4 protein-coding genes are annotated in these 14495 nt (G+C 70.1%); 3 read left to right on the forward strand and 1 reads right to left on the reverse strand.

The window, feature by feature from the left end; all coding sequences use genetic code 11:
- The first annotated feature begins 364 nt into the window (after positions 1-364).
- The 3 genes from ON34_RS03580 (at position 365) to ON34_RS03590 (ending at position 13014) form a co-directional block, all read left to right on the forward strand.
- On the forward strand, positions 365-1273 hold the full coding sequence (locus ON34_RS03580) for a hypothetical protein (RefSeq protein WP_040774194.1): 909 nt from the start codon (positions 365-367) through the stop codon (positions 1271-1273).
- A complete protein-coding gene (locus ON34_RS03585) occupies positions 1273-12726 on the forward strand; it encodes a non-ribosomal peptide synthetase (RefSeq protein WP_040774197.1) in 11454 nt (3817 codons plus the stop codon). Before ON34_RS03580 ends, ON34_RS03585 begins: the two co-directional genes overlap by 1 nt.
- Before the next feature lie 69 nt (positions 12727-12795).
- Positions 12796-13014: an MbtH family protein gene (locus ON34_RS03590; RefSeq protein ID WP_040774200.1), complete on the forward strand. Its 219-nt coding sequence runs from the start codon at positions 12796-12798 to the stop codon at positions 13012-13014.
- Positions 13015-13078: 64 nt separating this feature from the next.
- Here ON34_RS03590 and ON34_RS03595 read toward each other — a convergent pair whose 3' ends face one another.
- On the reverse strand, positions 13079-14419 hold the full coding sequence (locus tag ON34_RS03595; RefSeq protein WP_040774203.1) for a helix-turn-helix domain-containing protein: 1341 nt from the start codon (positions 14417-14419) through the stop codon (positions 13079-13081).
- Positions 14420-14495 lie beyond the last annotated feature (76 nt).

The following is a 14495-nucleotide window of genomic DNA, read 5'->3' on the forward strand; positions in this document are numbered from 1 at the left end:
GGGCGAGAATGTGGTCGCGCACACGCTTCGGGCCTCGGTTTCCGGCAGCCCGGAGCCGTACCTGCACGTCCGTCCAGAATTTTTTAGAGTAAGTAGTTCCCTTTTATTGACGGAACGCCTAAGGTTCGCACTGCACGGATCACCTCCGTGTGATGTAGCTGACATAGCCGTGGATCCACGGCCGTGACGTTGGAGGAATCTGGCGCAAATCCGTGCGCGGGCGGTGACACCGCTCGCGCTTTCTCGTCGACTCGTACGTGGTGAAACGCCATGCACCCGGGTTGGGCAGCCGGGAGCAGCGGCTTGTTCGTGCTGCCCGGAATCGTTCGGACGGCGGATGTTTCGCCAAAAGTAGGAGGCTCTGGTGCACGGTGCGGAGCTCGTCGGCCAGCAGGTCGCGCGCCGGGCCTCGCTCGTGCTCGCCACCGGCGCGGCGCGTTGCGTCGCGCTCGGCCAGGGGCTGCGAGTGCCGATGCGCACCGATACCCTCTCGGTGCCGATCGGCACCAGGCACGACACGCTCGGTACACGGCTGCGGCCGGTACCGGTCGCGGCGCCGGGTGAGCTGTATCTGTCGGGGGTACAGCTCGCCCAGGGCGACATGGCGCGATCAGAACTCGCCGAATCCGTGACGGCCGTCGCGCAGGTGCCCGGTAACGAGCGACTCGGCGGCGACGACGACTTCTGCACATCCGGCGGCAACAGCTCCGTGGCGGCCCAGGTCGTCCGGCCGGCCGCCGAACCGAACTGCCCGCTCGGGGTTCGCGATGTGTCCACCGCACGCACGGTGGCCGAACGCGGCGAACTCGTCGAGCGGGCCGGTGGATCCGGCGGCGCGTCCTTGGTCGCGCAGCTGCGGGCATGGCCACGGCCGCCGCTGGTTCCGCTGTCTCCCGCGCGGCGGCGCGTCGACAACCCTGAGGCAATCGCGTTCGAACTGCCCGAACTGTCGGTGTCCAGCAGTACCCTGGACACCGGAGCGACCACGCTGGATGTCCAGCTCATGGTCACCGAGAACCCCGCCGGTGCCGGACTCGGGGAAGGTTCGGCACCGGCGGGAATTCGGGCGGGATTCCCTTCCATCACCCCTCTCGACTATGGCGGCATCGTCGCGCGCTGCGCGTGCCGCCCACCGCGACCGGCGCAGGCAGCCGATCTACTCGACCCGTCCACCGATCATCGGCAATCCGCCCGCGGAGTCCTCGGGTACGCGGCCGGAAAGACGGCGTTCGCCGACTCGGCGCAGGGTGTCGACTCGGAAGGAAAACGCTGATGACCCAAGCGGATTCGGTCGAGTCCGGCCTGATCGGCGCCCAGCCCGCCCCCGGCGATCGCGCGAACCCGCGCCGTCCCTACGGCATCGACGAGCTGCCCGCCTTGATCGCCACCGTCGCCGAGGGACAGCCGTGGCGGGTTGCGCTGCGCGATGACGGAGTCGTCGTCACCTATGCGGCGCTGGCTGCCGAACTGGCGGCGCTGTCCGAAGCCATGGATCCGGAACTCGGGCCCGACGACCTGGTCACGGTGGTCGTCTCGAATGCCCTTCCCGCGCTGCTCGACTCGGGCGAGAGCGCGCTCGCCGGAGTACTGGACGCGCTACTCGACGACGCGCGCACGGCGGCGCGCGAGGTCCTGTCCGCGCCGACGCCGGTCGAGACGCTGGTAAGCCGATTCGAGGAGCAGGCGCGCCGGACACCGGACGCGGTCGCGCTGGAATACGCGGATGCGACGCTGGCCCACCCGTCACCCGACCACCACCCCTCATCGAGTCGCTACGCGACGCTGGCCCACCCGTCACCCGACCACCACCCCTCATCGAGTCGCTACGCGACGCTGGCCCACCCGTCACCCGACCACCACCCCCCATCGAGTCGCTACGCGACGCTGGCCCACCCGTCACCCGACCACCACCCCCCATCGAGTCGCTACGCGACGCTGACATATGCCGAATTCGGCGCCCGGGTCACCGTGCTGGCCCGGCAGCTGATCGCGCTGGGCGTCGGGCCGGAGACCCTGGTGGCCCTGGCCATTCGGCGCTCGTTCGACCTGGTGGTCGGCATGTACGCGATCATCGAGGCCGGTGGCGCGTATCTGCCGATCGACCCCGGCGAACCGGCCGATCGCATCGCGGCCGTGCTCACGGTCGCCGAACCGGCGGTCGTGCTCACCACCACGCGGGACGAGCCCGAGCTCGGCGCGGACATCCCGACGCTGCGGATCGACCGGCTCGAGGATCTGCCCGCGCCGCCCGCACCCGCGGTCGCCCGATCGGCCGACGACATCGCCTACGTGATGGTCACCTCCGGTTCGACCGGACGACCGGAGGGCGTTGCCGTGTCACACCGGTCGATCGCGGCGAATCTGCGCTGGCGGCAGCGACTGTTCCGGCTGCGGCCCGACGACGTGGTATTGCAGCAGACGCCGTGCACCGTCGACGTGTCGGTGTGGGAGTTCTTCTGGCCGTTGTCGATCGGCGCGAGGGTGGTCATCGCCGCGCCAGACGGGCACCGCGACCCGGCTTACCTGGCCGGGGTGATCCGCGAGAGCGGTGTGACCGTCGCGCATTTCACGCCATCGATGCTCGCGATGTTCCTCGCCGATCAGCACGCGGCGGCGCTGGACTCGTTGCGGATGGTCTTCACCTCGGGCGAGGAGCTCCCGGCCGCGACGGCGGCGGCCTTCCGCGACGTCAGCGGCGCGACCCTGTACCACCTGTACGGACCCACCGAAGCCGCGATCGACGTGACCGCCCACGAGGTGACCGCCGAGGACGTCGTCCAGGTGCCCATCGGTGTCGCCGCCGACGACACCGAACTGCTGGTGCTGGACGACCGCCTGCGGCCGGTGGCACCAGGCGCGGTCGGCGAGCTGTACCTGTCCGGGGTGCAACTGGCCCGCGGCTACATCACCAGCCCGGGTTCGACCGCCGAGCGATTCGTGGCCAACCCGGAAGGGCCAGCAGGGGAGCGGATGTACCGCACCGGCGAAAGGGTCCGCTGGAGCGACGACGGGGAGCTGATCTATCTGGACCGCGGAACGGTTGCCGTCAGCTCGCCGGACACCGCACAGGTCTTCGCCAGCCCGAGTGAGACTGCCGTCGGGCGGATCCCGGCGCACCGGCTTTTCGACGCGACCACGGTGGACGGCGTCGCCATCGCGGGCGAGCATCCGGGTGCCGCCGCCCCTCCGTGGTTCCGCCGCGCGCCGGAGCCGATTGCGCTCTCGCCCGCGCAGTGGCGGCTGTGGTTGCTCAACCGGATCGAGACCCAGGACGGCGCCGACAGCGTCCACAACCTTCCGATCGTGCTCCGGCTGACCGGACGGCTGGACGTCAAAGCGCTGGAGCGCGCGGTACTCGACGTGCTGACCCGGCACGAGACGCTGCGCACCGTCTACCGCGAGACCGGCAGCGGCCCTCACCCGTCCGTCATGGACGCCGCCGACATCGGCCTGAGCCTGCGCGCGGTGCCGATCAGCCGCTCCGCGGTGGACGATGCCGTGGCGGAAATCGTCCGCTCCGGATTCGATCTCACGACCGAGCTGCCATCGCGGGTGGCGCTGCTGGTGGTCGACCGGGGAGACGGGTCGCGGGGCGTCATCGGCGACGAATACGTGCTGGTGTTCGTCGTGCACCGCATCGCGGCCGATGCCCGGTCGGTCCCTGCGCTGGTCACCGATCTGATCAAGGCCTATCTGGCCCGGCTGACCAGCAGACGACCGCAGTGGGACGCGCTGCCGATGCGGTACGCGGACTACCTCCGGTGGCACGCTGACCGGCTCGGGGCCGGGAACGTCCCTGGTGACCTTGCCTATCGGCAGTTGCGCTTCTGGCGCGACGCACTCGACGGCGCACCCGCGCGCCTGCCGCTGCCGACCGATCGGCCGCGTCCCGCCGTGGCGTCGCAACGCGGCGCGGCCGTGGATTTCCTGATCCCACCCGAGGTGACCGCCGGACTGCGCGCGCTGGCCCGGCGCAGCGGCGCGACGCTGTTCATCACGCTGCACGCCGCGTTCGCCGCCACGCTGGCGCGGCTGAGCGGCAGTGCCGATATCGTCATCGGCTCGCCGGTCGGCGGGCGCGGGGACCGTGCGCTCGACGCGCTCGTCGGCTTGTTCGACAACACCGTCGCACTGCGCACGCGGGTCGACCTGGACGCTTCGTTCTCCGCGCTGCTCGCGGAGGTGCGGGAGGGTGACTCGGCCGCGTTCGCCAACGCCGATCTGCCGTTCGAGCGCCTGGTGGCCGCCTTGCCGGTGGATCGTTCCTCCGGTGCGCACCCGTTGTTCCAGGTGATGTTCAGCCTCGATGCCGCGACGCCCGCGGTCGGCGGCAGGGCGCTGGAGGTGCCGTGGCTCTCGGTGCGACCGGTCGAGATCGCCGCCACGGGAGCCGAATTCGACCTGCACCTGGTGGTCGGCGAGCAGGCCGGATCGGCGGGGCTGACCGGAAGCCTCCGCTACGCGACAGATCTGTTCGACGTCGCGACGGCCGAGTCGTATGCCGCCCGATTCCGGAGGCTGCTGGTCGCCGTCGCGGTCAACCCGGACGTGCGCATCGGCGACATCGAGCTGCTCTCGGACGCCGAGCGCGCGCGGATCCTGGGCGAGTGGACCGCCACCGCGCACCCGGTCGGCGAATCCGGCACGCTTGCTTCACTTTTCGCCGCGCAGGCCGCCCTGACACCGGATGCGCCCGCGATCACCTTCGACCGGACGACGTTGTCGTACGGCGCGTTCGCCGGGCTGGTCAACCGCCTGGCACGGTATCTCATCGCTCTGGGTGTGGGGCCGGAATCACTGGTGGGGCTGTGTATTCGGCATCCGTTCGACTTGGTGGTGGGCGTATACGCGGTCATCGAAGCGGGCGGGGGCTACCTGCCGCTGGAACCCGGCCGATCCGCCGAGCAGATCATCGCCATGGCGGAGCCTGTGTGCGTGCTCACCGACGGGTCCGGCGCGGATTGTGGTGCCGCCGAGATACGGATCGACCGGCTCGACCTGACCGGCTATCCGGACAGCCCGCTCACCGACGCCGATCGTCGCGCGCCGTTGCGCCCGGCGAACACCGCGTACGTGTTGTGCACCTCTGCTTCCACCGGCGTGGTGCTGAGTCACGGCGCGATCGTGAACCGGCTGCGCTGGATGCAGTCGGCGTACGCCGCGCTGGGGCCGGGGGATGTGCTGCTGCAGAAGGCGCCCGGCACCGACAACGTATCGGTGCCGGAGTTCTTCTGGCCCTTGCAGGTCGGCGCGCGGATGGTGCTGGCGCGACCGGGCGGTCATCGGGACCCGGCCTACCTGGCCCGGCTCATCCGGAGCGAGGGCGTGACGGTGGCGCATTTCGTGCCGTCCATGCTCGCTGCCTTCGTTGCCCAAGGGGTCGAGGTGCCGTCGCTGCGGGAGGTGTTCTGCTCCGGTGAGACGTTGCCCGGCGCGGTCGCCCAGCGGATGCGCGCGCTGACCGGCGCGGCGGTGCACAACGGCTACGGCCCCACCGAGGCGGCGGCGGAGGTGACCTTCCACGAGGTCTCCGACGCCGACTTCGAGACCGTGCCGATCGGCAGGGCGATCTGGAACACCAGGGCCTACGTGCTGGACGCGCGGCTGCGGCCGGTGCCGGTGGGGGTGCCCGGCGAGCTGTACCTGGCGGGCGCCCAGCTGGCGCGCGGCTATCTGGGCCGCGCCGGACGCACCGGCGACCGGTTCGTCGCCGACCCCTTCGGTCCGGCGGGCGAGCGAATGTACCGCACCGGGGACCTGGTGGCGTGGACGGCCGCGGGCGAACTGGAGTTCCTCGGCCGCGCCGACGTCCAGGCCCGGATCCGTGGCCTGCGGATCGACCTCGGCGAGATCGAGTCGGCCCTGCTCGCGGTACCCGGCATCGGGCAGGCCGCCGTCCTGGTGCGCGACGATCGCGGCACGGGCGAGCAACTGGTCGCCTACCTGGTGGCCACCGAGCCGATCGAGATCACCACGGTGCGGGAGGCGCTGGCCGAGCGGCTTCCCGGCTACCTGGTGCCGGAGGCATTCGTCGTGCTGGATCGCTTCCCGGTGGACGTCTCCGGGAAGCTGGACCGCACGGCCCTGCCCACGCCCGCATTCGAACCACCGGTGTCACAGGCTCCCTGCGGTCTGACGGAAACACTTGTCGCCCAGGCTTTCACCGCTGTGCTCGACGTGCCCGAGGTCGGCGTCGACGACGATTTCTTCGCCCTGGGCGGCGACTCCTTCAGCGCGACCCGGCTCGCCGCGCGGCTGAGCGAGACCACCGGCGCAGAGGTGGCTTTACGCACGATCTTCGACGCACCGACGGTGCGCGAGCTGGCGCGGCGAATCACCGTCAACCGTCCGATCGAGGTCGCACGAGTTGCGCCGCCGAGGAGCGATGGCAAGCAGGCGGGGACCGGAGCTGTAGCGTCCCCGGGCGAGGGCGAGCCGGTGGCGTCTGCGCCGGTTGAGACGGGGCGTGTGGCGTCCCCGCTGGCTGGGAGCGGGCGTGTGGCATCCCCGAAAGAGGTTGAGTCGACGGCGTTGTCGCCTCTAGGGACCACGCCTGTTGTGTCGGTGCCGACTGTGGGCGAGGGTGCGGCGCTGCCGGTGGGGTTGCCGGGCGAAGCTGAGCCGGTGGCGTCGGCGCCGGTTGGGGGCGCGCCTGTCGTGTCGGTGCCGACTGCGGGTGAGGGTGTGGCGTTGCCGGGCGGGGGTGAGCACGGGGTGTCAGCGCCGGTGGAGACCGGGTCCGTCGTGTCGCCGTCGGTCGGGAGTGGACCAGTGGGCTCGCCGCGCGATCCTGAGGCGGTGGCGTTGTCGCCCGTCGGCAGCGTGCCTGCCGTATCGCTGCCGACCGAGAGCGGGCGTGTGGAATCGCAGTCGGGCGAGGCGGAGGGGGCCGCGTTGTCCCCGGTAGGGGCCGGGTCGGTTGTGCTGCCCGCGACCGGCACCGAACCCGTCGTCTCACCGCTGAGCGAGACCGCCGCCGTTGCGCTGCCGCCGCTCACGCCGCAGGAACGCAGCGGGCCGACGCCGTTATCGATCGCGCAGCAGCGCATGTGGTTTCTGAATCGGTTCGATACCGCGAGCGGTGGATACAACATCCCGTTCGCGCTGCGTTTGACCGGGGTGCTCAATGTGTCTGCCCTGGAGGCGGCCGTCTGCGATGTGATCGCACGGCATGAGACGCTTCGCACGCTCTATCCCGAACACGACGGTGTGGCAACGCAAGTGGTGCTGCCCACAGGGACGAAGCTGGTCGAGCTGGTCGCGCGGCCGGTGCCCGCGGCGCAGGTGTCCGAGCTCGTCGGCGCGGCGGCGCGGGCCGGTTTCGATGTGACCGCCGAGGTGCCGCTGCGCGTTCGACTATGGCGTGTGGACGACGAAGCGCCGACCGGTGCGCAGGTCCACATCTTGCTGTTCGTCGTGCACCACATCGTGGCCGACTGCTTGTCTTTCGCCCCGTTGGCCCGGGACTTGATCAATGCCTATGTCGCGCGCTGCGCGAGCATGGCCCCGGCTTGGGGATCGCTGCCCGTGCAGTACGCCGATTTCGCGATCTGGCAGCGCGCCGCGCTCGGTGCGGCCGATGACCCGAACTCCGTGCTGTCCGGACAGCTGGCCTACTGGACCGATCGCCTGGCCGGGCTGCCCGAGGTGCTGACCCTGCCGTCGGATCGGCCGCGCCCCGCGGTCGCCACGAACCGGGGCGGTGTGCTCACCGGACGGCTGGATGCCGAACTGCACCAGCGGATCCGGGACTTCGCCGCCGCGCATGGCCTGAGTCCGTTCATGGTCCTGCACGCCGCGCTGGCCGTGTTGCTGAGCCGCTATGGCGCTGGCGCCGACGTGGTGATCGGCACGCAGGTCGACGGACGCGGCGCGGAAGCGCTGGACGGCCTGGTCGGTCCGTTCGTCAACACGCTGGTGCTGCGCACGGAGGTCCGCCAGGACGCCACCTTGGCCGAGTTGCTCGCGTCCGTGCGCGCGACGGACCTGGCCGCGTTCGACCATGCAGCGATGCCGTTCGCGCAGGTGGTCGAGGCGGTGAACCCGGTGCGCTCGCAGGCGCACGCGCCGCTGTACCAGGTCGCCCTGACATTGCGAAACCCGCTCACCCCCGAGTTCCGGCTGCACCGCCTGGCCATCGCCGCGTTCCAGGTCGGACCGGCGCCGATCCACCTGGACCTGGACTGGGCGCTGACCGACCGCTACACCGCCGACGGCACGCCGGACGGCATCGAGGTGCACCTGCGCTACGCGCTCGACCTGTTCGACGCGCCGACCGTCGCCGGATTCCTCGCCGCGTTCGACCGCGTGCTGCGCGCCATGGTGCGCGACGTCCGTGTGCTGGTCGGCAATGTCGAGCTGATGTCGCTGGCCGAACGCGGAATGCTGCTGTCGGACCGCAACGCCACCGCGCACGCCGTGCCCGGTGGGACGCTGGACGACCTGCTCACTGCCCGCGTGGCGGCCACACCCGACGAGATCGGCGTGCGTTACGAGGGCTCCGCGGTTACCTACGCGCAGTTCGCTTCCCGAGTGAACCGGCTGGCGCGCGCACTCATCGGGTTGGGTGTGGGCCCGGAGATCATTGTCGGGCTGGCCGCGGTGCGTTCGATCGACATGCTCGTGGCGATGTACGCGATCGTGCGTGCGGGCGGCGTGTACCTGCCGATCGACCCCGCGCATACCGCCGAGCATCTGGCGCGGGTCGTCGCGAGCGCCGCGCCGCGGCTGGTGCTGACGGCGGGCGGCGCGGCGTTGCCCGGCCTGGACGACGTGCCGGTGCTCGACCTCGCTGATCTCGACCTGAACGGCGTCGCCGAGAGGCCGGTGTCCGACGCGGAGCGGATCGCCGTGCCGCGCCCGGACAACACGGCCTACGTGTTGTTCACCTCTGGCTCCACGGGCCTTCCGAAGGGTGTCGCGGTAACCCACCGTGCGATCCGGAACCAACTGCGCTGGCTCGAATTCCGCTACCGAGTCACCGCGTCCGACCGGATTGCGCAGCACGCGCCGTTGACCTCGGACGTGTCGGTGTGGGAGTGCTTCCTGCCCATCGCGGTCGGAGCGCCGCTGGTGATCGCCCGACCGAGCGAGCACTTGGACCTCGGGTACGTCGCCGGGCTGCTGCGCGACCACGGAATAACCTTCGCCGAGTACGCGCCGTCCATGCTGGCCGCGCTGATCGGTCAGGGAATGGGCGACGCGTTGCGGTCGCTCCGGCATTTGCGCTGCGGCGGTGCGGCGCTCACCCCGGCTCTGCTCTCGGCGCTTCGCGGCAGCGTGAGCGGCGCGCTGCACAACGCCTATCGCACGTCCGAGACGGCGATCTCCGCGATCTGTCACGAGTTCACCGACGCGGACATCGAATCCGGCCGGAGACCGGCGATCGGCCGCCCGTGCTGGAACACCAGGGCCTACGTGCTGGACGCTCGGTTGCGTCCGGTGCCGATCGGCGTCACCGGCGAGCTGTACCTCGCGGGCGACCAGTTGGCGCGCGGCTATCACGCCAACCCAGGGCGCACCGCGGAACGATTCGTCGCCGATCCGTTCGGTGTGCCCGGCCGGTTGATGTTCCGGACCGGCGATCTGGTGCGCTGGAACCGCGGCGGCACACTGGAATACTTGGGCCGCAGCGACTTTCGGATGATTCGTGGCCAGCGGATGCAGCTCGGCGAGATCGAGACCGCGCTCGCCGCCGCGGCCGGAGTCACGAACGCCGCGGTGCTCGCTGTCGAGAACAACGAAGGCTCCGCACACCTCGTCGGCTACGTCACCGGCACGGACCGTACACCCGAAGCAGTGCTCGCCGAGGTGCGTGCCCACCTGCCCGCCGCCGAAGTACTCGCCCACTTGGTGGTGCTCGACGAGATGCCGCTGACCGCCGCGGGCGAACTCGATCGGTCTGCCCTGCCCGCTGTCGAATACACAGGGGCGACAGCGGGTTTCCGTGCACCGCGGGGTGGGGCTGAGGCGGTGCTCGCCACGTTGGTCGCCGAGCTGGTGGGCGTGGCGCGGATCGGCGCGGACGACGACTTCTTCGCACGTGGTGGCAATTCGCTGCTGGCCGTGCGGCTGGTCGCACGGGCCAACGCGGCTTTGGGCTGTGCGCTGACCGTCCGCGAGGTATTCCAGGCGCCGACCGTGGCTCAGCTGGCGCGCCGGATCGCGCCGTTGCCGGAACCGGATGCGCCATTGACCCCGCGCGAGCGGCCGAGGCTGGACACCGCCGAACGCGCGCTGGTGCTGGACCGGTGGAATGACACCGCCGCGCCGGTCGATCCCACGGCGACCCTGATCTCACTGTTCGAGGCACAGGTGGCCAGAACGCCGGACGCGCCCGCGGTCACGGTCGAGAGGACGCCGATCCTCTCGTCGCCCGACCACTACCCCTCGACCAGCCTCCACACGACGCTGGCCGACCCGTCACCCGACCACTACCCTTCAACCAGTCGCCACACGACGCTGGCCGACCCGTCACCCGACCACCACCCCTCATCGAGTCGCTACACGACGCTGACATATGCCGAGTTCGCGGCCCGGGCGCGGCGCCTGGCGCGCTGGCTGGTCGAAGCGGGCGTCGGCCCGGACGCGCCGGTCGCGCTCGGCATGCGACGCTCGCTGGACCTGGTGGTCGGGATCTACGCGGTCACCCTCGCCGGTGGCGCGTACGTCCCGCTCGATCCGGCCGATTCGACCGATCGGCTGCAAGACGTGCTGCGAACGGTCCGGCCGGTCTGCGTGCTCACCTCTGGCCTCGACCTGGCCGCGGGCGAGGCGCGGCAGGTCCGGATCGACCGGCTCGATCTGCGCGGATACTCCGCCGAGCCGTTGACCGCGCTGGACCGGCTCGGCGCACCGCGACCGGCCCACCTCGCGTCTGTGATCTTCACCTCGGGACACCCCGAGGGCATGGCGGTCCCGCACGCGGCGATCGTGAACCGCCTCACAGGAATGCAGTCGGCCTATCCGCTGTCCGCGGACGACGTCGTGTTGCACAACTCCCCGGCCACATCCGCTGCCTCGATATGGGAGTTGTTCTGGCCCTTGGTATTCGGTGCTCACCTGGTTGTCGCGCGACCGCACTGGGACCGCGACCCCGCCGATCTGGCCCGGGTGATCATCGAGCAGCGTGTCACCACGGTGCACTTCGTGCCACCAATGCTGGGGGTATTTCTGGCCGACCCGCGCGCCGCGGACTGCATTACGCTCCGCAACGTCTTCACGTCGGGGGAGGCGCTGCCCGCTTTGGTCGCGCAGCGCGTGCGAGAGGTGATCGGAGCGCGGGTGCACGACCTGTACAGGCCGACCGAGGCCGCGTTGGATGTCACCTATCCCGAGGTGACCGAGCACGATGTGCACCCCGAGCAGATGCTGCGACCACGCCCCGCGCGCGTTCCCCTCTCGCCCGCGCAGCAACGTATGTGGTTCCACAACCGGTTCGCTCCGCCCGACACTGTGCACAACCTCGCGGCGGTGGTGCGTCTCACCGGCTACCTCGACTCGGACACGCTCGCCGCCGCCGTCGGTGACGTGGTCGGCAGGCACGAGACGCTGCGCACCGTGTATCCCGACCTCGACGGCACCAGTTACCAGCACATTCTCGATCCCGCCCGGGTACAGGAGATCCGCGCGCTGGACTCGGTGGACGCGCTGCGCGAGTTCGTCTCCGGCCCGTTCGACCTGACCGCGGAAGTGCCGCTGCGCGTCGGCCTCGTCACCCGCTCCGACCGCGACCATGTGCTCGCGCTGGTGACCCACCGCATCGCGGCCGACAGCTTCTCGATGGGCGTGCTCGTCCGCGACCTCGCCACCGCGTACGCGGCCCACGCCACGCGCACCGAGCCGGTCTGGGCCGAACTCGACGTCCAGTACGCCGACTACGCGCTGTGGCAGCACCGAATGCTCGGCGCAGCGCACGACCCGGACTCGATGGCCGCGCGCCAGCTGCGGTATTGGCGAGAGACGCTGCGCGGGTTGCCCGTACAACTCGGCCTTCGCGCCGACCGCCCACGTCCTGCCGCGGCCTCCCACGCCGCGGCGAGCGTGACGCTCGCACTCCCGGACGACCTGCGCGACGCCATCGCCGCGGTGGCCGCGCACTACGAGGCGACCCCGTTCATGGTCCTGCACGCCGCGCTGGCGACTTCGCTCGCGCGGTTGTCCGGCGCGACCGACATCGCCATCGGCGCGTCCATCCCGGGCCGGGGCGACGCGGCGCTGGCCGATCTGGTCGGCCCGTTCGGCAACACCCTCGTGCTGCGTGCCGAGGTACTCGCCTCCGACACTTTCGCCGCGATACTGCGCCGGGTGCGCGAGAACGATCTGGAAGCCTTCGCCCACGCCGACGTGCCTTTCGAGCGCGTGGCCGAGGCGCTCGACCCGCCGCGCTCGCAGGCACGGCAGCCGCTGTTCCAGGTCGCGCTGTTGTTCGGTGACCTTGCGCCGGTCGCCGCGGACATGGCTGGGGTCGCCGTGTCGGAATACGAATTCGACTGCCGGACAACGACTGTCGATCTGCAACTGGCCGTCGCCGGTGGAGCGTTGTGCTTCACCTACGCCACCGACCTGTTCGACGCCTCCACCGTGGAGGCATTCGCCACCCGCTTCGTCCGCCTGCTGGCCGCGGTGCTCGCCGATCCGGACCAGGTGGTCGGCGACATCGATCGGCCCGGCGCGGATGAGCCGCGCCGCGGCGACCGAAAGAACTCCGCGTACACCGCTTCCTGACGAGAGGCGCACGCCGAGCCCCCTGGATTCCCCCCGAACCCTGACCCGACCAGGAAGAAGGAAAACCGAATGAACAACCCGTTCGACGACGACGATGCCAAGTTCTACGTCCTGATCAACGAGGAGGGTGAACACTCCCTATGGCCGGTCTTCGCCGCCGTCCCCGGCGGTTGGGCCGTCGCCTACGGCGCCGCCAACCGCAAGTCCTGTCTGCAGTACGTGGAGAACCACTGGCTGGACATGCGTCCCAAGTCGCTCATCGACGCGGTGTCCAACGAGGCGAACTGACCACCTGAATGCGCGGGGCGCGCTGGTCGCACCTCCCCCTGCCGACCGCGCGCCCCGCCTCGTCTCACGCCTTGGCGCGTGCGTCGATCACCCCGTGGGCCTGTTGCCGCCACTCCGTGACGGCCTTCGTGCGCAGGCCGCCCAGCGCCGCGTCGAACTGTTTGGCGCGCTTGGTGACGGTGAGCCCGACGTAGGTGTGCGCGTTGGTGAGCGCGCTGGTCGCCACCGCGCAGGCTTCGTCGACCTCTCCGGAGGCCAGCAGCGCCGTGGCATGCTCGAAGCGGACCAGGGCGGGTTCCATGGTCTCCGACGGGTCGTACAGCGCCATCGCGTGGGCCGCCGCGGCGGCGGTCTCGTCCGCCCTGCCGAGGCGGGAATATCCGATCGCCTGATAAAAGGCGAGTTTCTCGGGGCGGAAAGAGAAAATACCGACCGAAAGGTCTTCCGGGCCGACGTCGTCCAATGCCGCCGCGGAACGTGTTATACAGCGTGCGAATTCATCGGCATGCCCGAGACTGGCGTGGGCGCGCGCCGCCATTCCCCACAACCATGCGGCAGCGGGGCCATACGACGGATTTTCTTGCAAACGGCCGTCGAGTAACTGCAAAACTTCCTTCGGTTTATCGCTATAGGTCGGCAAATACGCGAGTCCGGCCAGGGCGATGTCTTCCGAATAGCGGTCGCCGATGTCCTGTGCGGCGTGGATCGCGGTGGCGTACCACATGCGAGCCTGACCGAAATGCCCTTCGTTGAACAGGATCTCGCCGACCACGTTCGCCAGCCTGCCCGCGGTGCGCACCAGTCGGACCTGCTGATGCGTGGGTTGCCGTGCGCCGAGACAGCCGCGGACCATGCGGAATTGCTCCAGGCTGGTATGCAGCAGCTCGTGCGGCGGCACCTGCACCACCCGCGTGCCGAGTACCTCGGCCGACTGCTCCAGGAACACCAGTCGCCGCTCGCTGATCGACCCGGCGTCGAGGGTCGCGAGCATCCGCTCCGGTTCGCTTGCCACCAGGTCCGCCGCCTGGCCTGCCAGGCCTGCGCCGATGCAGGCCAGCAGTTCTCGCCTTCTCACGTCGTCTTCCTCGACTTCCTTGTCGAGCCCGATTTCCCTACCGAGCTTGCTCTGCCTTTCGGGCGCCGGATCGGCGCTTTCGCGGTCCGAGGCCGATTCCCGCAGTGCCGTGATCGCGCGCTCGAATCGCGCGACGACGAGTGCATCGGCTTCTGACACGACCCTGTCGAGAAGACGCTGGCTAGCAGCGTGCATCCGGGTTGTCCGGCCGTTCTCCCACAGGACCACGGTGCGCGGGGTGACGCCCACCAGACGTGCGAATTCGTAACGGCTTCGCTTCATCGCCGTGCGAAGCGCAAGTACGGCTTCGCCCGTCCAGTCGACCTCCACGATAGGTCTCGCTTCCTTGCTCCAGGACGATACAAACGGAAAGTACTCGCAATTACCGCATTAGGGACTGTTATCT

The sequence above is a fragment of the Nocardia pneumoniae NBRC 100136 genome (assembly GCF_000308755.1).
Classification (GTDB): domain Bacteria; phylum Actinomycetota; class Actinomycetes; order Mycobacteriales; family Mycobacteriaceae; genus Nocardia; species Nocardia pneumoniae.